Origin of the sequence: Streptomyces spectabilis (genome assembly GCF_008704795.1) — a bacterium.
GTDB classification, from domain to species: domain Bacteria; phylum Actinomycetota; class Actinomycetes; order Streptomycetales; family Streptomycetaceae; genus Streptomyces; species Streptomyces spectabilis.
Genome location: NZ_CP023690.1, coordinates 4,709,482 through 4,731,164 on the forward strand (window position 1 = coordinate 4,709,482; position 21,683 = coordinate 4,731,164).

Below are 21,683 nucleotides of genomic sequence, written 5' to 3' on the forward strand. Positions count from 1 at the left end.
CCGACCCCCAAGCCTTTCCACGCGTCGGTGCCCGCCGTGCGGCGCCCACCGGGCCAAGCCCCCTGTTCCCCATAACGACCGGTACGGGGTGTTGTCACGCGACAGCGCGTTCACTCTCCCGGCGTACCGTGGGGCCGTGCCCGAGCAGCATCGCCCCGAACCGCCGCACCGTACGACCACCGTGGAGACCGGCCGCTTCTGCGCCGCTCGGTGCAGCTGTGGCTGGCGCGGCCCCGCGCGCCGCGCCCGCAGCAAGGCCCGCGCCGACGCCGCCGCCCACGGCGAGAGCCCCTGATCCCTCGGCCCGGTACGGTCGTTGCCCCGGAACCCCACGGGCCCCGCTGTCGTCTCGTTGTGCGGGAAAGCAACGGGAGGGCTCATGGAACGGCTGGCACGACGTACGTTCATAGGGACGGCGGCCGCCGCGGTCGCGGCGGCCGGCACGGCCGCCTGCACCGGCGGAGGCGGCGGCTCGGGCAGGGCGAGCAGCAGCGCGTCGGCCAGTACCACGGCGGGGACCACGGCCACCACCCCGATCAGGACGGCCGCCGCGTCCGCCGCCGCCAACCTCACCGCGCTCGCCCGTGATCTGGACGGCTCCCTGGTCCGGCCGGACGAGAGCCAGTGGGCCACGGCCCGCCAGCTGTACAACACCCGCTTCGACAACCTGAGGCCGACCGCCGTCGCGTACGTCGCGCACCCCGACGACATCCGCACCACGCTGGCCTACGCGCGCGCCCACGACGTCCCCGTCGCGGTCCGCAACGGCGGCCACTCGTACGCGGGCTGGTCCTCCGGCACCGGCCGGCTGATCCTCGACGTATCCCGCCTCAACCGCACCCGCGTCTCCGGCTCCACCGCCACCATCGGCGGCGGCGCGAAGCTCATCGACGTCTACCGCGCCCTCGCCGCGAAGGGCGTCACCATCCCCGCGGGCTCCTGCCCGACGGTCGGCATCAGCGGTCTGACGCTCGGCGGCGGCCACGGCGTCGTCTCCCGCGCGTACGGCCTGACCTGCGACAGCCTCACCTCCGCGACGCTCGTCACGGCGGCCGGGAAGGTGATCAGGGCCGACAAGTCCGAGCACAAGGACCTGTTCTGGGCGCTGCGCGGCGCGGGCAACGGCCAGTTCGGCGTCGTCACGGAGCTGACGTTCCGCACCCACCCGGCCCCGCAGGCGGTCTCCGCGTACCTCACCTGGCCGTGGGCGAAGGCCGCCGCCGTGGTGAAGGCCTGGCAGGAGTGGGGCCCTTCGCAGCCGGACGAGATCTGGTCCTCGCTGCACCTCGCGGCCGTCCCCGGCGGCACCCCCACCGTCTCCGTGGCGGCCTTCTCGCTCGGCACGTACGGCGCGCTGCAGAACGCCGTCGACCGCCTCGCCGACAAGGTGGGCGCGCCCGCCCGCAGCGTCTCCCTGAAGCGCAGGGGCTACGAGGAGGCCATGGAGGTGTACGCGGGCTGCTCGTCGTTCGCGACGGACGCCCAGTGCCATCTGCCGGGCAGGACGCCGGGCCGCACCCCGACGGGCGCGCTCGGCCGGGAGACGTACGCGGCCCGCTCGGACTTCTTCGACCGCTCCCTGTCCGCCGCCGGGATCCGCGCGCTGCTCGGCCAGATCGAGCACGTGCGCGGCGAGCGCGGCACCGCGGGCAGCATCGCCCTGACCGCGCTCGGCGGCGCCATCAACCGCGTCGACCCGACGGCCACGGCGTTCGTGCACCGCCGCTCCCGGATGCTCGCCCAGTACATCGCCTCCTGGCGCGCGGGCACCTCGGGGACCGGCGCCCAGGGCTGGCTGACGGGGGCCCACGGCGCGATGCGGCGCCACGCCTCGGGCGCGGCGTACCAGAACTACACGGACCCGACGCTCACCAACTGGCGCGAGGCGTACTACGGCCCGGCCGCGCCCCGTCTGAAGAAGGTGAAGAAGGCCTACGACCCGACGCGCTTCTTCAGCTTCCCGCAGGCCCTGTAGGGCACCGGCCGGGGCACCGGCGCCGACCACTCCGACGGCCCCGGCCCGCACCCGTTCGGCCCCGCCCGGACCGCCCCCGGGTGGCCCGGCGGGCGCGGGACCGCTGGCCTGGGGGCATGACACGTACCCGGATACGCATGGCCGTGGCGGGCGCCCTCTCGGGCGGCACCGGCGTGTGGCTGCTGTGCCGCCGCGGCGGACGGGCCGTGCGCGGGCGCCTGGTGGCGCCCGGCGCCTCTACGCGGCGAGGCCCTTCTCGTCCGCCCCGGCGGCCTCCTGCTCGGGGAGGGTGGCGACCGGCCGGGCGCCGCGGTGCGGCGCCCACACCAGACGGGCGGCCTTCCCGGAGCGCCCGATCGCCTTGGTGACGGGCGTGAGCAGCGCCATCGCGAGCGGCGAGAGCAGCAGCGTCACGGCGGTGCCGAGGGCGAAGCCGCCGATCACGTCGGTGGGGTAGTGCACGCCCATGAAGACGCGGCAGAAGCCCTCCAGGACGGCGAGCGCGATCCCGGCGAAGCCGAACTTGCGGTGGGCGACGAAGAGGCCGACACCGATGGCCATGGCGAGCGTCGCGTGGTCGCTCACGAACGAGTAGTCGTTCTTGCCGTCGACCAGGACCTCCAGGCCCTGGTGGTCCTTGAAGGGGCGGGGGCGCTCCACGAAGTTCCGTATCGGCACGTTCACGAGGACGGCGATCGCGGCGGCGAGCGGGGCCCAGACGACCGCGGCGACGGAGCCGGCCGCGTCGTCGAGCGTGCCGCGCTTGCGGGCGCCCCACCAGCACCAGAGGACGAGCAGCACCAGGGCGAGCAGCAGTCCGTACTCGCCGACGAACTCCATGGCGCGGGCGAACCAGCCTGGGGAGTCCTCCGCCAGGCCGTTGATGTCGTAGAGCAGGCTGACGTCGGGGTTCGACCCGGATGTATCGAGTCCAGCCAACGGCCCCGACCGGCGAGAAGCCGGTGAGCGGGAAGAACGGGGGGATCCCGGCGGGGTACGCGAAGACGGAGCAGGGTGCGCAGAGCGCGGCCGCGAACTACGCGGTGGCGCTCGGCTCGGCCGAGATGTTCGACAAGTCGAAGCGGGACGGCATCCTCAAGGCCATCATGGCCCCCTCCAGCGTGCCCAAGTTCAAGGCGGACCTGGACAAGGCGTACAGCGCGGACTTCTTCAAGAACGTGGGGCTCAACGCGAACGGGTCCACGCCGAGCGGCTACCAGTTCGTCTCCCGCACGAGCCCGATCGGCACCCGCGTCACCGCCTTCGCCGACGGCAAGGCCACCGTGGCCACCTGGTGCGGCGGCCTCCTCGGCCTCGCGGGCGAGCGGTCCACCAAGCCGGTCACCAGCAGCTGGTTCACGATCACCATGAAGCTGACGTGGACCGACGGCGACTGGAAGATCACCACGCACACCCAGAAGGACGGTCCCGCCCCGGTCCCGGGCGACGACCGCGCGTCCGGCTCCGAAGAGATCGCGGACGCCGTCGAGGGGTACGGAGGGTTCACGTATGCGCGGTAGTCGCCCCGTACTGAAGCTCACCGCCGCCCTGGCGGCCATCCAGACAGCGGTGCTCCTCTTCGCGACGCGCGCCGCCGCCGAACCCGACGACGACCCGTGCGCGCTCATCCACGGCCCCGCCAAGAAGTACTGCGAACAAGGCGAAGGCGGAGGTGGTGGTGGGGATCGGCCCAAGGTGCCCGAGAACGGGGCCCTGTCCGAGCTCGATCCGCTCAGCTCGCTGGCGCGCGGCTTCGGCGACGCCGCCTCGTGGATCGTCAACAAGCTCACCGAGTACGTGAACGACACCGCGGCCGTGGACTTCACCAACGAGAAGTTCCTGCAGCAGTACGCCGTGGTGTTCGCCGCCTCGACGATCCTGACCCTGATCGTGTGGCTGCTCGCGGTCACCAAGCGGGCCGTGCGCGGCGTACCCCTGCTCACCGCGCTGTCGGAAGCGATCGGCTTCCTCTGGCTGACGGTGCTCGCGTCCGCGTTCACCCCGCTGATCCTGTCCACCGTCGTCTCCGCGACGGACGGCGTGTCCGAGGTGCTCGCCAAGTCGGTGGGCGGCGACACCGACCGGTTCTTCGGCACGTTCTCGCAGGCCCTCGACAAGGGCACCGACATCGGCGGCGGCCCGATCATGCTGATCGTCGTGTCCGCCGTGTCGATCGCCGCCGCCGGCATCCTCTGCCTGGAACTGGTGATCCGCGCCGCGATGCTCTACGTCGGCGCGCTGCTCGGCACCGTCGTGTACTCGGGCCTCGTCGACAAGAACACCTGGGGCCGCATCCGCCGCTGGGCCGGCCTGATGGTCGCGATCATCCTGGTGAAGCCCATCATCGTGATCGTGCTCGGCGTGGCCGGAGCCCTCCAGGGCGAGGACGGGCCCGACTCCCTGTCGGCCGTCGTCTCCGGGCTCTCCGTCATCCTCCTCGCCATCTTCGCCAGCGCCTCCATCTACCGGTTCATCCCCGGCTTCGGCGACGACATCATGGCCACCCGCAACAACCGCCTGATGCGCGGCGCCGAGAACCGCGCCGCCACCGCCCTCAACTCGCCCGCCGCCTGGGTCGCCCAGGGCATCCGCACCCACAGCGCACGCCCGGGCGGCAAGGCGGGCGGCGGCCAGGCAGGCGGCGGCGACAGCCCGCCGCAGGCCGCCACGGCCAACGCCGTCGGCAGCGGCATGTCCTCACACGCCCACCGGCAGCCGGGGCCCGCCCAGAACGGCGGCGGAACTGTCCCCTCCGCCGCACCCCCACCCCGTACGAGCCCGTCGAACACCCCGCACGCGGGCAACCGCGGCGGTACGAACAGCACTGGAGGTGAAGGGCGTTGACGACCCAGTCCCATGTGTCCCCACCGGTCACGCCCCGCCGCACCTATCTGATCGGCCGGGCCCGGCCGAACGCCATCATCGGCCGCAACCGCGAGACCGGCGAGATCGCGCTGATCATCGGCGGCGCGTTCCTCGGCATGATGTGCGGCATCCTCATCCCGTTCCTGGCCTTGCGCATCGTGCTGCTCATGGGCTTCCCGATGATCGCCATCGCGGCCGTGTACCTCCCGTACAAGGGACGTACGTTCTACAAGTGGTTCGAGATCAACAAGAGCTACAAGCGGTCCCTGCGGCGCGGCACCGCCTACCGTTCGTCGGTCGCCGAGGCGGGCATCCGGCTCGACGGGCGCGAGGTGGAGATCGGGCCGCCGCCCGGCATCGGCCGCATCAGCTGGCTCGCCGCGCCCTTCGGGCCCGACGAGATCGCCGTCCTGCTGCACGCCGACCGGCGCACCGTCACCGCCGCCATCGAGATCGAGGGCCCCGGCGTCGGCCTGCGCGACAGCGAGGACCAGGAGGCCCTCGTCGACCGGTTCGGCACGCTCCTCAAGCACGTCGCCAACGGCGACGGCTTCGTGACGCGGCTCCAGATGCTGGCCCGCACGCTGCCCGCCGACCCGGACGCGCACGCCAAGGACGTCGCCGCGCGCGGCGACGACCGCGCGCTGCCCTGGCTCCAGCACAGCTACGACCAGCTCCAGTCGATGGTGTCCACCAGCAGCGAGCAGCACCGCGCCTACCTCGTGGCCTGCATGCACTACTCCCGCGAACTGGCCGCGGAGGCGCAGGCCATGGCGCGCGCCGCCCGCCCGCACGGCGGCAAGAAGCTCGACCGGGACGCCGGGCTCGCCGTCGTCATGGCGCGCGAGCTGACCGACATCTGCTCGCGCCTCCAGGAGGCCGACATCCGCGTGCGCCAGCCGCTCGGCCAGGGCCGCCTCGCCTCCCTCGTGCACTCCATGTACGACCCGGACCACCCCATCGACCACATCCAGGCGATGACGAAACGTAATGCCTGGCCCGCCGAGCTGGACGCGATGGAGCCCACCTACCTCCAGGCGAAGACCCGCGAGTCCTCGACCCGCGCCCCCTGGTGCCACTCCACCGCCTGGGTCAAGGAGTGGCCGATGACGCCGGTCGGCGTCAACTTCCTCGCGCCGCTGCTCGTGCACACCCCGGACGTGATCAGGACGGTGGCCGTCACGATGGACCTCGAACCCACCGAGGTCGCCATCGAGCGCATGCTCACGGAGAAGACCAACGACGAGGCGGAGGCCAGCCGCCAGGCCAAGATGAACCGCACCGTCGACCCCCGCGACATCGCGTCGCACTCCCGCCTCGACCAGCGCGGCGAGGACCTGGCGAGCGGCGCCGCGGGCGTCAACCTCGTCGGCTACATCACCGTCTCCTCGCGCTCCCCCGAAGCCCTCGCCCGCGACAAGCGGACGATAAGGGCGTCGGCCGGAAAGTCGTATCTGAAACTGGAGTGGTGCGACCGCGAGCACCACCGGGCATTTGTGAACACGCTGCCGTTCGCGACCGGCATCCGGCGATGAACCACAACGGTAGGGGTGTGAAGGTGCGATGCGGGATCCGCTGACCGTCCTCACGGACGCGTTCACGTCCTTCCTGTTCGGGAAGGTGGAGACCACCCGCCTCCCGGTGCGCACGTCGACGGGGCAGGCCCAGGCGGTCTATCTGCCGACGGCCGCGCCCGGCCTCGGCGACTCCGGCGTGATCATCGGCCGCGAGGTGTACTCCGGCAAGGGCTACATCTACGACCCGTTCCAGCTGTACGGCCAGCAGCTGCCGGCCCCTCACTGGCTCGTCCTCGGCGAGTCCGGCAACGGCAAGTCGGCCCTGGAGAAGACGTACGTCCTGCGGCAGCTCCGCTTCAAGGACCGCCAGGTCGTCGTCCTGGACGCCCAGGGCGAGGACGGCGTCGGCGAGTGGAACCTCATCGCCCAGGAGCTGGGGATAACCCCCATCCGGCTCGACCCGACGGCCGCCCTTGACATGGGCATCCGGCTCAACCCGCTCGACCCGGCGATCACCACGACCGGCCAGCTCGCGCTGCTCCGCACCATCATCGAGGTGGCGATGGGGCACGGCCTGGACGAGCGCTCCGGCTTCGCGCTCAAGGTCGCGCACGCCTACGTCAACGAGACCATCACCGACCGCCAGCCCGTCCTCACCGACATCGTCGAGCAGCTGCGCCACCCCGAACCGGAGTCGGCCGAGGCCATGAACGTGGCCATAGACGACGTCCGGGCCTGGGGCCTGGACGTGGCCCTCGTCCTCGACCGCCTGGTGGACGGCGACCTGCGCGGCATGTTCGACGGCCCCACGACCGTCGGCATCGACCTGGACGCGCCGCTCATCGTCTTCGACCTGTCCCACATCGACCGCAACTCCATCGCCATGCCCATCCTCATGGCGATCGTCGGCGTGTGGCTGGAGCACACCTGGATCCGCCCCGACCGGAAGAAGCGCATCTTCCTCGTCGAGGAGGCCTGGCACATCATCAACTCGCCGTTCGTGGCCCAGCTCTTCCAGCGCCTGCTGAAGTTCGGCCGCCGCCTCGGCCTGTCGTTCGTGGCGGTCGTCCACCACCTCTCGGACGTCGTCGACGGAGCGGCCGCGAAGGAGGCCGCCGCCATCCTGAAGATGGCGTCCACGCGCACGATCTACGCCCAGAAGGCGGACGAGGCGCGCGCCACGGGCCGTGTCATCGGCCTGCCCCGGTGGGCGGTTGAGATCATCCCCACCCTGACGCCCGGCATCGCGGTCTGGGACGTCAACGGCAACGTCCAGGTGGTCAAGCACCTGATCACGGACACGGAGCGCCCCCTGGTCTTCACCGACCGCGCCATGACGGAGTCCGCGAGCGACCTGCTCGCGACCGACGACGTCCTCGCGGCGGCCGAACGGGAGGCGGAGGAAAGGGCGGCGTACATGGAACAGCAGATGGGCGAAGGCCCCGCGGGGTCCTCCCGGTCGACGGTGGCGTGACATGGAGCAGGACCGCTACCGGGACCGCCAGGACCAGCGCGGCCGCGAGCGCGGCGTCCCGGACGCCCTGCTCGTGGGCGTCCTGGCCTTCGTCGTCGGCATGGTCTTCCTCATGTGGTCGGCCACGGGCATCGCGGCCTGGTGGGCCCACGGCGAGTGGCCCGACCACGTCACGTTCAACAACACGCCGCCCGCCGTACGCCACCTCGTCCAGGAACCCCACGACGTCGCGGGCGCCTGGCCCGCCACCCCCCGCGACCAGCTCTCCGGCTACGGCCTCTTCTGGGGCTTCCTCATCGGCCAGGTGATGGTCCTCATCGTCCTGACGATCTTCGTCATGGGCACCCTGACGCGTTTCCGAGCGGTCCGCAGGGCCCGCCGCACGGGGACTCCGGCCCCCGCCGCCGCGCCCACCACCGCCCCCGCCCCCGCTGTGGGCAGCTGGTCCGCCCAGAGGGCGGAACGCGTGGGCACAGCCCCGACCACCGAGCAACCGCGCGAAGCAGAGCCCGAACCGGAGCCGGAGCCCGCTCCCCCCACGCTGGCCAAGCGACCCCCCACCGTCCCCACCCCCCGCACCCCCTTGGTCCTCGGCACCCCCGAAACCCGTCGCCCCCTGGCCGCGGAGGCCATCGCGGACGCCGAGTCCGCGACCCTGGTCATCACCTCCGACCCCACCCTGTGGGAGGAGACGAAGGACGCCCGCGCCAAACTGGGCCCCGTCCTCGTCTACGACCCCTCACACCTCTGCGACACCCCCGCCCGCCTCCACTGGTCCCCCACCACCGGCTGCGAGGACAAGACCACCGCGACCCACCGCGCCCGCGCCCTGCTCGCCCCCATAAGACCCACCGCCAAACTCGACACGGCCGTGGCGGACACCGCCGAACTCCTGCTGCGGAGCTTCCTGCACGCCGCCGCCGTGGACGGCCGCTCCGTGAAGCACGTCCACCGCTGGGCCCAGGGCACCCAGGTCCAGGACGCCGTCCGGGTCCTGCGCACCCACCCCAAGGCCGCCCCGGGCGCCGCGGGCGAGCTGGAGTCCGCGCTCACCGCGTACGCGGAGCGCCGCGACATGGCCCAGGAGCTGACGGCCCGCGCCCTGTCCTGCCTGTTCACGCTGAACGTACGGGAGTCCTGCACCCCCAACCGCGCGGACGCCCTCGGCCTGGAATCCCTCGTCGACGAAGGCGGCACCCTCTTCGTGGTGGGCGAGTCGATCGAGGACCCCAAGGCGAACCCGGGCGCGATGCCGCTGCTCACGGCGCTCGCCTCCAGCATGGTCGAGCGCGGCCGGGGCCTCGCAGAGCGCTCGCCCGCCGGACGCCTCGACCCGCCCCTGACGCTCGTACTCGACGACGTCGCGGCCGTCGCCCCGCTCCCCCAGCTGCCGGAGCTGCTCGCCGCCGGAGCCGACCAGGGCATGCCCACCCTGGCCCTGCTGCGCTCCCGCGAACAGGGCCGCGCCCGCTGGCCCCACGACGAACTGATCGGCTAGCCCACCGGCAGGCCCCGAGGCCTACGCCAGCACCATCTCGTACTCGAGCGCCGACGGATCCCCCGGCACCGACGCCGACCGGCCGCTGCGGGCGAAGCCGAAGCGCCGGTAGAAGGCCTCGGCCCGGCCGTTGCCCTCGTGCACGAAGAGCCGCACCCGCTCGACCCCGGCGCCGTCCGGCGCCCGCGCCCACTCCACCGCCGCGTCGAACAGCGCCTCGGTCAGCCCCGTGCCCCGGTGCTCGGGCCGTACGTACACGCCCACCAGATGCGCCTGCCGCACCTCGACGGCGTCCCCGAGCGCGCTCTGCGCCCCCGGCTCCTCCACGAGCACGGTCACCGACGCCACCCAGCCGCCGTCCGGGCCCTCCGCGATGAACTGCCGCAACGGCCCGCCCGGCGCCGCGTTCGTGGTCCGGTCCTGCCAGTAGGCGTCCGGCTTCGCGACGGCGTTCTCGTACGTCTCCAGGAAGGCGACCGAGGCCGCCGGATCCCGCAGGGCCAGGAGGCGCAACGCCCGGACCTGCCGCCATTCGTCGCCACGCACGGGGCGTATGAGGTGCTCCATACACCGATCCTAGGCAGCACCCCGGCTCGAAGCCCCCCGGTTTTCCCGCGGCGGTCCGGCGGGACCACCCGCCGTCGTACCCCGGTACTACTCGCCGCCCGAGCAGAGGCCCCCGGTCCGACGCGCACGGACCCGTGCCGCCGCGACCATCGACCCATGATTCGCGCACAAGGACTCACCAAACGCTACGGCGGCGGCGCCCGCGCCAAGACCGCCGTCGACCGCCTCAGCTTCGAGGTCCACCCCGGCACCGTCACCGGCTTCCTCGGCCCCAACGGCGCGGGCAAGTCCACCACCATGCGGATGCTCCTCGGCCTCGACGCCCCGACGAGCGGCCACTGCACCGTCGGCGGCCGCGCCTACGCCGCCCACAGCGCGCCCCTGACCGAGGTCGGCGCGCTCCTGGAGGCCCGCTCGCTGCACCCCGGCCGCTCCGCGTACCACCATCTGACGGCCCTCGCGCACACCCACGGAATCCCCCGCTCCCGCGTCGAGCACGTCCTCGCCACCACCGGCCTCACCGATGTCGCGGGCCGCCGGGTGAAGGGCTTCTCCCTCGGCATGGGCCAGCGCCTCGGCATCGCGGCGGCGCTCCTCGGCGACCCCGCGACACTCGTCCTGGACGAGCCGGTCAACGGCCTCGACCCCGAGGGCGTCCTGTGGATCCGCAACCTCCTCAAGGCGCAGGCCGCCGAGGGCCGCACGGTCCTCGTCTCCTCCCACCTCATGAGCGAGATGGCCGTGACCGCCGACCACCTGATCATCATCGGCCGGGGCCGGCTGCTCGCGGACACCACGGTCGAGAAGTTCGTCCGCGAGTCCGGCACCGGCTCCGTGAAGGTCGTCTCCCCCGCGGCGGCCCGCCTCGCCGAGCTGCTCGCGGGCCCCGGCGTCACCATCGGCGGCGACACCCCCGGCACCCTCGAAGTGCGCGGCACCGACGCCGAGCACATCGGCCGCACCGCAGCCGCCCACGCCATCCCGCTCTTCGAACTCACCCCGCACACCGCCTCTCTGGAGCAGGCCTTCATGGACCTGACCCACGACTCCGTCGAGTACGTGACCCCGGACGGCGCGCACCTGGAAGGAGCAGCGGCATGACCACGGCCGCCCCCACCCCGCACCGCGTCACCCCGCACCGCGTCACCCCGGCCCGCGTCCTGCGCTCCGAGTGGCACAAGCTGTGGACGCTGCGCACCACCTGGATCACCCTGCTCGCGGCGAGCGCCCTGGTCCTCGCGGTCGGCATCACCATGGGCAGCACGTACGACGGCGACGACTCCGAGATCGACACCGTCGTCCTCACCCTGTTCGGCACCCAGCTCTCCCAGATCTGCCTCGCCGTCCTCGGCATCCTGATCACCGCGGGCGAGTACTCGACGGGCATGATCCGCGCCTCCCTGACCGCCGTGCCGCGCAGGCTGCCCGTGCTGTGGTCCAAGGCCGCGGTCTTCACAGCGGTGGCGTTCACGCTGTCCTTCGTCACCAACGTCGTCACCTTCCTCACCGCCCAGATCTGGCTCGCGGACACCGACAAGGAGCTGACGCTCACCGACTCCGGCGTCCTCGGCGCCCTCGCGGGCAACGCGACGGGCATCACCCTGATGAGCCTGATCGCCCTGGGGCTCGGTGCGTTGCTGCGCTCGGTGCCCGGCGGCATCGGCGCGTTCGTCGGCGCCGTGCTCGTCCTGCCGGAGATCATCACGACGCTGCCGTTCGACGCCGTGGACGACGTCGTACGCTGCTTCCCCGCGCAGGCCGCCTCGTCGCTCGGCTCGATCACCCGCGTGGAGAACACGATCGCCCCGGGACCCGCCCTGTTCACCCTCGCCCTGTGGGCCCTCGCCGTCCTGACCGCGGCCTCGCTCCTCCTGAAGCGCCGCGACGTCTGACCCCCACCGCACCGCCCCACTCGGGGAACTCCTGTACGAGGATGAGTCCGTGGCCCACGTTCCGCACCCCCTCACCCAGTACGTCCAGCGCCTGGTCCAGCGGGTGCGCGCCGTCGACGAGCGCCGCCCGCTGGTCTGGGACCTGCTGGTGACCGGCTTCTTCGTGACGGCGGGCGGCATCGACTTCGCGGGCGGCGGCTGGCGCAACGTCGCGCACAACCAGGACGTCCCCGGCTGGCTCGTCCTCACGACGAGCCTCGGCCTGGCCCTTCCGCTGCTGTGGCGGCGCCGCCACCCGATGGCGGCCCTCGCCGTCATGGTGGCGTTCGGCACGCTCAACTCGGGCACCGGCGCGATGCTCCAGGTCTCCCTCGTGCAGCTCATCGTCCTGTTCAACATCGCGCTGCGGCTGCCGCTGCGGACGCTGGGCGGGGCGGGCGCGCTGATGCTGGTGCCGCTGCTCGTGGGGACAGTCCGCTACCCGAAGGGCAGTTGGGACCAGCAGATCGTGCCGCAGGTGTGGGCGTATACGCTCATCGCGCTCCTCGGCATCGCCGTGCGCTCGCGCCAGGACTACACCCAGGCCCTCGTGGAGCGCGCCCGGCAGCTGGAGGTCGAGCGCGACCAGCAGGCCCAGCTCGCCGCGGCCGCCGAACGCACCCGGATCGCCCGCGAGATGCACGACATCATCGGCCACAACCTGTCCGTCATCACGGGCCTCGCCGACGGCGGCAAGTACGCGGCCGCCAAGTCCCCCGAGCACGCCGCGAAGGCCCTCGACGCGATCGGCTCCACCAGCCGCCAGGCCCTCGCCGAGCTGCGCCGCCTCCTCGACGTCCTGCGCGACGACGCCCCGGAGGCCGCGGCCCTGGCGCCGCAGCCCGCGCTCACCGATCTGACCCGCCTCATCGACGGCGTACGGTCCGCGGGCCTGCCCGTCCGCACCACGGTCCGCGGCCGCCCCGACGCCCTGCCCCAGGGTCAGGAGCTCACGGTGTACCGCGTGGTGCAGGAGGCCCTGACGAACACCCTCAAGCACGGCGGCCCGGGCGCGACGGCGGCCGTCGAGCTCTCCTACGCCGACGACGGAGTGACGGTCACCGTCACCGACACGGGCCGAGCGGCCCCGCCGCCCTCGGCCTCGGCCCGCGACGGCCGCGGCCTCACCGGCATGCGGGAACGAACGGCCCTGTACGCGGGCACACTTGAGACCGGCCCGCGCCCCCTCCCGGCCACCGGCTGGGAGGTCCGCCTCCACCTGCCCGGGACCACCGCCCCTCCCCACGCCACCGCCCCGAAGGAAACCGCTCAGTGACCAGCGTCCTCATAGTCGACGACCAGCCCCTGCAACGCTTCGGCTTCCGCATGCTCCTGGAGAGCCAGGACGACATGACAGTGGCGGGCGAGGGCGGCAGCGGTGCCGACGCGGTCCGCATGGCCGCCGGCCTGCGCCCGGACGTCATCCTGATGGACATCCGCATGCCCGACATGGACGGCATCGAGGCCACCCGCCGCATCGTCGCGTCGGGCTCGTCCTCCCGCGTCCTCATCCTCACGACGTTCGACCTGGACGAGTACGCGTACGCGGGTCTGCGCGCGGGGGCCTCCGGCTTCCTCATCAAGGACGCGCTGCCGGAGGAGCTCCTGTCCGGCATCCGCGCGGTCGCCACCGGCGACGCGGTGGTGGCACCGCGCCTCACCCGCCGCCTCCTGGACGCCTTCGCGGACCAGCTGCCGACGAACGGCGAGAGCCCGGTCGACCCGGCCAGCCATCCACTGCTCGCCTCGCTGACGGACCGCGAACGCCAGATCCTCACGGTCATCGGCCAGGGCTGGACGAACACGGAGATCGCCGCGCGGCTGCACCTCGCCGAATCGACGGTGAAGACACATGTGGGCCGCATCCTCGCGAAGACGGGCGCACGCGACCGGGTGCAGGCGGTGATTCTGGCGTACGACACGAAGCTGGTACGCCCGGCCTGAATTGTCCGGCCCGAGTTGCCTGGCCTGGCTTTCCGGCCTGGCTTTCTGGCCCGGAACGCAGAAAACCCCCGTGCCCACTGGCACGGGGGTTTCCCTCACAATTTGTTCGGCGGCGTCCTACTCTCCCACAGGGTCCCCCCTGCAGTACCATCGGCGCTGTAAGGCTTAGCTTCCGGGTTCGGAATGTAACCGGGCGTTTCCCTCACGCTATGACCACCGAAACACTATGAAACTGTGAACTACCGCACCACACGCATTGAAGGTGTGGGGTTGTTCGTGGTTTCAGAACCAACACAGTGAACGCGAGCAACTGAGGACAAGCCCTCGGCCTATTAGTACCAGTCAACTCCACCCGTTACCAGGCTTCCATATCTGGCCTATCAACCCAGTCGTCTACTGGGAGCCTTACCCCATCAAGTGGGTGGGAGTCCTCATCTCGAAGCAGGCTTCCCGCTTAGATGCTTTCAGCGGTTATCCTTTCCGAACGTAGCCAACCAGCCATGCCCTTGGCAGGACAACTGGCACACCAGAGGTTCGTCCGTCCCGGTCCTCTCGTACTAGGGACAGCCCTTCTCAAGACTCCTGCGCGCACAGCGGATAGGGACCGAACTGTCTCACGACGTTCTAAACCCAGCTCGCGTACCGCTTTAATGGGCGAACAGCCCAACCCTTGGGACCGACTCCAGCCCCAGGATGCGACGAGCCGACATCGAGGTGCCAAACCATCCCGTCGATATGGACTCTTGGGGAAGATCAGCCTGTTATCCCCGGGGTACCTTTTATCCGTTGAGCGACGGCGCTTCCACAAGCCACCGCCGGATCACTAGTCCCGACTTTCGTCCCTGCTCGACCCGTCAGTCTCACAGTCAAGCTCCCTTGTGCACTTACACTCAACACCTGATTACCAACCAGGCTGAGGGAACCTTTGGGCGCCTCCGTTACCCTTTGGGAGGCAACCGCCCCAGTTAAACTACCCATCAGACACTGTCCCTGATCCGGATCACGGACCCAGGTTAGACATCCAGCACGACCAGAGTGGTATTTCAACGGCGACTCCACGAACACTGGCGTGCCCGCTTCACAGTCTCCCACCTATCCTACACAAGCCGAACCGAACACCAATATCAAACTGTAGTAAAGGTCCCGGGGTCTTTCCGTCCTGCTGCGCGAAACGAGCATCTTTACTCGTAGTGCAATTTCACCGGGCCTATGGTTGAGACAGTCGAGAAGTCGTTACGCCATTCGTGCAGGTCGGAACTTACCCGACAAGGAATTTCGCTACCTTAGGATGGTTATAGTTACCACCGCCGTTTACTGGCGCTTAAGTTCTCAGCTTCGCCCCACCGAAATGGAGCTAACCGGTCCCCTTAACGTTCCAGCACCGGGCAGGCGTCAGTCCGTATACATCGCCTTACGGCTTCGCACGGACCTGTGTTTTTAGTAAACAGTCGCTTCTCGCTGGTCTCTGCGGCCACCCCCAGCTCAGAGTGTAAAACTCGTCACCGGGTGTGGCCCCCCTTCTCCCGAAGTTACGGGGGCATTTTGCCGAGTTCCTTAACCATAGTTCACCCGAACGCCTCGGTATTCTCTACCTGACCACCTGAGTCGGTTTAGGGTACGGGCCGCCATGAAACTCGCTAGAGGCTTTTCTCGACAGCATAGGATCATCCACTTCACCACAATCGGCTCGGCATCAGGTCTCAGCCTCAATGTGTGACGGATTTGCCTATCACACGGCCTACACCCTTACCCCGGGACAACCACCGCCCGGGCTGGACTACCTTCCTGCGTCACCCCATCGCTTACCTACTACCACCTTGGGTCGGCGGCTCCACCACTTTCCTTTCCCCGAAGGGTCCGGAACGGCTTCACGGCCTTAGCATTAATGGGCTCGATACTGGGCGTTTCAAAGCGGGTACCGGAATATCAACCGGTTATCCATCGACTACGCCTGTCGGCCTCGCCTTAGGTCCCGACTTACCCTGGGCAGATCAGCTTGACCCAGGAACCCTTAGTCAATCGGCGCACACGTTTCTCACGTATGTATCGCTACTCATGCCTGCATTCTCACTCGTGAACCGTCCACCACTGCCTTCCGGCGCAGCTTCACCCGGCACACGACGCTCCCCTACCCATCACAGTCCCCGTTGGGGGTATGTACTGCAATGACACGACTTCGGCGGTACGCTTGAGCCCCGCTACATTGTCGGCGCGGAATCACTAGACCAGTGAGCTATTACGCACTCTTTCAAGGGTGGCTGCTTCTAAGCCAACCTCCTGGTTGTCTCTGCGACTCCACATCCTTTCCCACTTAGCGTACGCTTAGGGGCCTTAGTCGATGCTCTGGGCTGTTTCCCTCTCGACCATGGAGCTTATCCCCCACAGTCTCACTGCCGCGCTCTCACTTACCGGCATTCGGAGTTTGGCTAAGGTCAGTAACCCGGTAGGGCCCATCGCCTATCCAGTGCTCTACCTCCGGCAAGAAACACACGACGCTGCACCTAAATGCATTTCGGGGAGAACCAGCTATCACGGAGTTTGATTGGCCTTTCACCCCTAACCACAGGTCATCCCCCAGGTTTTCAACCCTGGTGGGTTCGGCCCTCCACGAAGTCTTACCTCCGCTTCAGCCTGCCCATGGCTAGATCACTCCGCTTCGGGTCTTGGGCGCGCTACTCATTCGCCCTATTCGGACTCGCTTTCGCTACGGCTTCCCCACACGGGTTAACCTCGCAACACACCGCAAACTCGCAGGCTCATTCTTCAAAAGGCACGCAGTCACGAGACACCAAGCAAGCTTGATGTCCGACGCTCCCACGGCTTGTAGGCACACGGTTTCAGGTACTATTTCACTCCGCTCCCGCGGTACTTTTCACCATTCCCTCACGGTACTATCCGCTATCGGTCACCAGGGAATATTTAGGCTTAACGGGTGGTCCCGCCAGATTCACACGGGATTTCTCGGGCCCCGTGCTACTTGGGTGTCTCTCAAACGAGCCGCTGACGTTTCGACTACGGGGGTCTTACCCTCTACGCCGGACCTTTCGCATGTCCTTCGCCTACATCAACGGTTTCTGACTCGTCTCACAGCCGGCAGACTGTGAAAGAGAGATCCCACAACCCCCCAAGCGCAACCCCTGCCGGGTCTCACACGCTTGAGGTTTGGCCTCATCCAGTTTCGCTCGCCACTACTCCCGGAATCACGGTTGTTTTCTCTTCCTGCGGGTACTGAGATGTTTCACTTCCCCGCGTTCCCTCCACACCGCCTATATATTCAGCGGTGGGTGACAGCCCATGACGACTGCCGGGTTTCCCCATTCGGAAACCCCCGGATCAAAGCCTGGTTGACGACTCCCCGGGGACTATCGTGGCCTCCCACGTCCTTCATCGGTTCCTGGTGCCAAGGCATCCACCGTGCGCCCTTAAAAACTTGGCCACAGATGCTCGCGTTCACTGTGCAGTTCTCAAACAACGACCAACCACCCGTCACAACCCACCAAAGCAGGCCTTTACCGGGGTCGGCATTGAGGTCGGGAACAAGTTCCGTACCCTCAGATACCCAACAGCGTGCCCGACACCCTCACCGCTTCCCTCCGCGTTCCACACTCCGAAGAGCAGTACTAGCAGGACAAGACGGCCGAGTGTGCCGAGTAGTCAACGTTCCACCCATGAGCAACCAGCATCGGACATTCGCCGATGTACTGGCCTCTGAACCGGGCAAGCCCGGCTTAGAAGTGCTCCTTAGAAAGGAGGTGATCCAGCCGCACCTTCCGGTACGGCTACCTTGTTACGACTTCGTCCCAATCGCCAGTCCCACCTTCGACAGCTCCCTCCCACAAGGGGTTGGGCCACCGGCTTCGGGTGTTACCGACTTTCGTGACGTGACGGGCGGTGTGTACAAGGCCCGGGAACGTATTCACCGCAGCAATGCTGATCTGCGATTACTAGCGACTCCGACTTCATGGGGTCGAGTTGCAGACCCCAATCCGAACTGAGACCGGCTTTTTGAGATTCGCTCCACCTCGCGGTATCGCAGCTCATTGTACCGGCCATTGTAGCACGTGTGCAGCCCAAGACATAAGGGGCATGATGACTTGACGTCGTCCCCACCTTCCTCCGAGTTGACCCCGGCGGTCTCCCGTGAGTCCCCAGCACCACAAGGGCCTGCTGGCAACACGGGACAAGGGTTGCGCTCGTTGCGGGACTTAACCCAACATCTCACGACACGAGCTGACGACAGCCATGCACCACCTGTACACCGACCACAAGGGGGCGACCATCTCTGGCCGTTTCCGGTGTATGTCAAGCCTTGGTAAGGTTCTTCGCGTTGCGTCGAATTAAGCCACATGCTCCGCCGCTTGTGCGGGCCCCCGTCAATTCCTTTGAGTTTTAGCCTTGCGGCCGTACTCCCCAGGCGGGGCACTTAATGCGTTAGCTGCGGCACGGACGACGTGGAATGTCGCCCACACCTAGTGCCCACCGTTTACGGCGTGGACTACCAGGGTATCTAATCCTGTTCGCTCCCCACGCTTTCGCTCCTCAGCGTCAGTATCGGCCCAGAGATCCGCCTTCGCCACCGGTGTTCCTCCTGATATCTGCGCATTTCACCGCTACACCAGGAATTCCGATCTCCCCTACCGAACTCTAGCCTGCCCGTATCGACTGCAGACCCGGGGTTAAGCCCCGGGCTTTCACAACCGACGTGACAAGCCGCCTACGAGCTCTTTACGCCCAATAATTCCGGACAACGCTCGCGCCCTACGTATTACCGCGGCTGCTGGCACGTAGTTAGCCGGCGCTTCTTCTGCAGGTACCGTCACTTTCGCTTCTTCCCTGCTGAAAGAGGTTTACAACCCGAAGGCCGTCATCCCTCACGCGGCGTCGCTGCATCAGGCTTTCGCCCATTGTGCAATATTCCCCACTGCTGCCTCCCGTAGGAGTCTGGGCCGTGTCTCAGTCCCAGTGTGGCCGGTCGCCCTCTCAGGCCGGCTACCCGTCGTCGCCTTGGTGAGCCATTACCTCACCAACTAGCTGATAGGCCGCGGGCTCATCCTGCACCGCCGGAGCTTTCCACACGGAGATCATGCGATCCCGTGTCATATCCGGTATTAGACCCCGTTTCCAGGGCTTGTCCCAGAGTGCAGGGCAGATTGCCCACGTGTTACTCACCCGTTCGCCACTAATCCACCCCGAAGGGCTTCATCGTTCGACTTGCATGTGTTAAGCACGCCGCCAGCGTTCGTCCTGAGCCAGGATCAAACTCTCCGTGAATGTGTACCCGTAATCGGGTGCAACACCACGAGAGCGGAACAACCAGGAGGAATAATCCCGGTCGTTCACAGCGTCCTCGCTGTGCGCCTCCCACTCAATGCGGGAGGACTTTTTCAAAGGAACCTCGCCACCGGACTGATGTCCGGCAGACGGGGCATCAACATATCTGGCGTTGACTTTTGGCACGCTGTTGAGTTCTCAAGGAACGGACGCTTCCTTTGTACTCACCCTCTCGGGCTTTCCTCCGGGCGCTTCCCTTCGGTATTTCGTGTTTCCGACTCTATCAGACTCTTTCCGGCTTCCCGGTCCGTTCCGACTTCCTCGGTGCTTTCCGGCCTTTCGGCCTTCCGGCGGTGTTGACTCTATCAGATCCTTTCGGGCCTGATTCCCAGTCAACCGGGTTTGTCTTCGCGGCTGTTGGGCCGTTCCGACGTCCCAAACTTTAGCGGATTCTCCCGGCGATTCATAATCGCGCCCTTGGAATTGAATTCGGACATGCCGAAATCAGTCCCGTGGGGAGGTCGTGCTGGTGTTTGGGTGCCGCGTGAGCGGCGAGAGTCGCTGTCGCAGAACCGTTACGGCCCCGCGACAACTCGAAGAACCTTACGGATCCGGCGAGGCGGTGTCAACCCCTGGATCCGTGAACATCAGTCGAGGTCGTTGAGGCGCCCGCCCGCGTCCGGCTGGGCGTGCTCCACGCGGCGCAGCAGCCGGGTCAGCACCTCGCCGAGGACGCCCCGCTCGGAGGCGGACAGGTCCTGGAGGAGGTCCTCCTCGAAGACCGTGGCCAGGCGCATCGCCTCCAGCCACTTCTCCCGGCCCTCGCCGGTGAGCTCCACGATCACGCGTACGCGGTTGGACTCGTCGCGCTCCCTGGTGACCAGGCCCTCGCTCACCATGCGGTCGATGCGGTGGGTCATGGCGGCGGGCGTGAGGCCGAGGCGCTTGGCCAGCTCGCCGGGGCCCATCCGGTAGGGCGCGCCGGAGAGGACCAGGGCCTTGAGGACCTCCCACTCGGCGTTGCTGATGCCGAGGGTCGCGGTCTGGCGGCCGTAGGCGACGTTCATCCGCCGGTTGAGGCGGCCCAGGGCCGAGACGATCTTCTCGACCTGGGGATCGAGGTCCTGGAACTCGCGCTGGTACGCGGCGATCTGCTCTTCGAGTGTCGGCTCTGAGGGGCCGGGGGTGTCACCCATGGGCGCAGTATGGCACGGCAGTGGTTGGCATCGAAGTCCTTCGGTGTGTATTGTTTAGATCCTAACTTTAGCTTCGAAGTCTTCACTCCTAAGGCAGGTGAAAGTGACCATGGCGATGGGCGCCGCGATGCGCCGGATCCACGTGGGCAACGCACTGAGCGCGTTCGGCCTCGGCTTTACCGTCCCCTTCCTGTACGTGTACGTGGCACAGGTCCGGGACCTCGGCGCCGTGACGGCGGGCCTCGTGCTCGCCGCCTTCGCGGTGGCCGCGCTCATCGTGCTGCCGTTCTCGGGCCGCGCCATCGACCGGCGCGGTCCGCTGCCCGTCCTCGTCGCCGCCCTGCTCACCGCCGCGGTCGGCGCGATGAGCCTCGGCCTGGCCAGCAGTGCTCCCCTGGTCCTGCTGTCCGCCGGTGCGCTCGGCGCGGGTCAGGCCGTCATGCAGCCCGCGCTCGCGACGATGATCGTCGAGTGCTCCACGCCGGACACCCGCACGCGCGCGTTCGCCACTCAGTTCTTCCTGCAGAACCTCGGCCTCGGCGTCGGCGGCCTCATCGGCGGCCAGCTCGTCAAGCACGAGCGGCCCAGTGACTTCACCCTGCTCTTCGCCATCGAGACCGTGATCTTCCTGGTGCTCGTCGGCGTCATGCTGACCGCGCGCCTGCCCCGCTCGCCGCGTATCGCGGACGCCGCGCCGCAGGCCCGGGGCAGCATGAAGGACGTCTTCCGCAACCCGGTGATGCTCCAGCTGTGCGTCCTCGGCTTCGTGCTGTTCTTCGCCTGCTACGGCCAGTTCGAGTCCGGCCTGTCCGCGTACGGCGTGGAGGCCGCGGGGATCTCGCCGTCGACGCTCGGCATCGCGCTCGCCGCCAACACCGGCGCGATCGTGATCGCCCAGTTCGCCGTCCTGCGGTTCGTCGAGCGCCGCAAGCGCTCGCAGGTGATCGCGGCCGTGGGCCTCATCTGGGCCGTGGCGTGGATCGCCGCGGGCTACGCGGGCGTCGGCCACGGCAGCCAGGCCATGGCCACCGCCGCCTTCATCTCGACGTACGCGCTCTTCGGGATCGGCGAGACCATGCTCGCGCCGACCGTGGCGCCGCTGGTCGCCGATCTGGCGCCGGAGTCGATGGTCGGCCGGTACAACTCGGCCTTCGCCCTGGTCAAGCAGCTCGCCCTGGCGGTCGGCCCGGCCGTGGGCGGCCCCATGGGCGCCACGCTGCACGCGCCGTACATCGTGACGTTCCTGCTCTTCTCGCTGGGCATCACGGTGCTCGCGCTGCGGCTCGGCAAGCACCTCACGCCGGCGCAGAACCACCCGTACGCCCAGAAGAGCCGGGTCGTCGCCCAGGGCGCACCGGAGGAAGCCGTGACCGCCCACTCCTAAGAGGCCGGTCGGGGAAATCGTCAGCTACGCGCGCGTGGGCATCGCCCACGCGCGCGTCGTC

Annotated in this window: 14 protein-coding genes, 3 rRNA genes and 1 pseudogene; 12 read left to right on the plus strand and 6 right to left on the minus strand. The window is 68.5% G+C overall.

What is annotated here, in order from left to right; all coding sequences use genetic code 11:
* Positions 1-136: 136 nt before the first annotated feature.
* A complete protein-coding gene (locus CP982_RS41810) occupies positions 137-295 on the plus strand; it encodes a hypothetical protein (RefSeq protein WP_170316462.1) in 159 nt (52 codons plus the stop codon).
* A gap of 93 nt (positions 296-388) precedes the next feature.
* Positions 389-1,975 carry an FAD-binding oxidoreductase gene (locus CP982_RS20455; RefSeq protein WP_150515599.1) on the plus strand — a complete coding sequence of 529 codons (1,587 nt, stop codon included), beginning with the start codon at positions 389-391 and terminating at the stop codon, positions 1,973-1,975.
* A 237-nt stretch (positions 1,976-2,212) separates the two neighbouring features.
* Here the strand turns inward: CP982_RS20455 and CP982_RS20460 are convergent, their stop codons facing one another.
* On the minus strand, positions 2,213-2,914 hold the full coding sequence (locus CP982_RS20460; RefSeq protein ID WP_150511876.1) for a phosphatase PAP2 family protein: 702 nt from the start codon (positions 2,912-2,914) through the stop codon (positions 2,213-2,215).
* Between CP982_RS20460 and CP982_RS20465 the strand changes: the two are divergent.
* The 5 genes and pseudogenes from CP982_RS20465 to CP982_RS20485 all read left to right on the plus strand — a co-directional run.
* Positions 2,908-3,495 (plus strand): annotated as a pseudogene (locus tag CP982_RS20465) (DUF8175 domain-containg protein); the annotation flags it as partial. The gene CP982_RS20460 and the pseudogene CP982_RS20465 sit on opposite strands and share 7 nt — an antisense overlap.
* Positions 3,485-4,819: a hypothetical protein gene (locus CP982_RS20470; RefSeq protein ID WP_150511877.1), complete on the plus strand. Its 1,335-nt coding sequence runs from the start codon at positions 3,485-3,487 to the stop codon at positions 4,817-4,819. The pseudogene CP982_RS20465 and the gene CP982_RS20470, both read left to right, overlap by 11 nt.
* Positions 4,816-6,375, plus strand: a complete 1,560-nt coding sequence (locus CP982_RS20475) for an SCO6880 family protein (protein WP_170316463.1) — start codon at positions 4,816-4,818, stop codon at positions 6,373-6,375. Before CP982_RS20470 ends, CP982_RS20475 begins: the two co-directional genes overlap by 4 nt.
* Before the next feature lie 28 nt (positions 6,376-6,403).
* Complete coding sequence (locus tag CP982_RS20480) at positions 6,404-7,831, plus strand: ATP-binding protein (protein ID WP_150511878.1); 1,428 nt, start codon at positions 6,404-6,406, stop codon at positions 7,829-7,831.
* A 1-nt stretch (position 7,832) separates the two neighbouring features.
* Positions 7,833-9,329 (plus strand): type IV secretory system conjugative DNA transfer family protein, encoded by a 1,497-nt coding sequence (locus tag CP982_RS20485; RefSeq protein WP_150511879.1) that lies wholly within the window; start codon positions 7,833-7,835, stop codon positions 9,327-9,329.
* Between the two features lie 21 nt (positions 9,330-9,350).
* On the opposite strand, the gene CP982_RS20490 is transcribed toward CP982_RS20485, so the two are convergent.
* A complete protein-coding gene (locus CP982_RS20490) occupies positions 9,351-9,896 on the minus strand; it encodes a GNAT family N-acetyltransferase (protein WP_150511880.1) in 546 nt (181 codons plus the stop codon).
* Positions 9,897-10,052: 156 nt separating this feature from the next.
* Between CP982_RS20490 and CP982_RS20495 the strand changes: the two genes are divergently transcribed.
* Genes CP982_RS20495 through CP982_RS20510 form a run of 4 tightly spaced genes read left to right on the plus strand, consistent with a single transcriptional unit; the run spans position 10,053 to position 13,771 of the window.
* The gene (locus CP982_RS20495; protein WP_150511881.1) at positions 10,053-10,997 is read left to right on the plus strand and encodes an ABC transporter ATP-binding protein; all 945 of its coding nucleotides are present in this window, start codon (positions 10,053-10,055) and stop codon (positions 10,995-10,997) included.
* Positions 10,994-11,788 (plus strand): ABC transporter permease, encoded by a 795-nt coding sequence (locus tag CP982_RS20500; RefSeq protein WP_150511882.1) that lies wholly within the window; start codon positions 10,994-10,996, stop codon positions 11,786-11,788. The genes CP982_RS20495 and CP982_RS20500 overlap by 4 nt, the downstream gene beginning before the upstream one ends.
* A 49-nt stretch (positions 11,789-11,837) precedes the next feature.
* On the plus strand, positions 11,838-13,103 hold the full coding sequence (locus CP982_RS20505) for a sensor histidine kinase (RefSeq protein ID WP_229879525.1): 1,266 nt from the start codon (positions 11,838-11,840) through the stop codon (positions 13,101-13,103).
* Positions 13,100-13,771, plus strand: a complete 672-nt coding sequence (locus tag CP982_RS20510; RefSeq protein WP_150511884.1) for a response regulator — start codon at positions 13,100-13,102, stop codon at positions 13,769-13,771. The genes CP982_RS20505 and CP982_RS20510 overlap by 4 nt, the downstream gene beginning before the upstream one ends.
* Positions 13,772-13,875: 104 nt before the next feature.
* Here CP982_RS20510 and rrf read toward each other — a convergent pair.
* The 4 genes from rrf to CP982_RS20535 all read right to left on the minus strand — a co-directional run bounded on the left by rrf (position 13,876) and on the right by CP982_RS20535 (position 20,238).
* A 5S ribosomal RNA gene (gene rrf / locus CP982_RS20515) occupies positions 13,876-13,992 on the minus strand.
* A 91-nt stretch (positions 13,993-14,083) separates the two neighbouring features.
* Positions 14,084-17,207 (minus strand): 23S ribosomal RNA (locus tag CP982_RS20520).
* Positions 17,208-17,516: 309 nt separating this feature from the next.
* Positions 17,517-19,042: ribosomal RNA gene (locus tag CP982_RS20525) — 16S ribosomal RNA — on the minus strand.
* The 16S, 23S and 5S rRNA genes sit together here, the layout of an rRNA operon.
* Positions 19,043-19,689: 647 nt before the next feature.
* Entirely contained in the window at positions 19,690-20,238 is a 549-nt protein-coding gene (locus CP982_RS20535) for a MarR family winged helix-turn-helix transcriptional regulator (RefSeq protein WP_144004202.1), read from the minus strand.
* Positions 20,239-20,353: 115 nt separating this feature from the next.
* Between CP982_RS20535 and CP982_RS20540 the strand changes: the two genes are divergently transcribed.
* Positions 20,354-21,622 (plus strand): MFS transporter, encoded by a 1,269-nt coding sequence (locus CP982_RS20540; protein WP_150515601.1) that lies wholly within the window; start codon positions 20,354-20,356, stop codon positions 21,620-21,622.
* Positions 21,623-21,683: the final 61 nt, after the last annotated feature.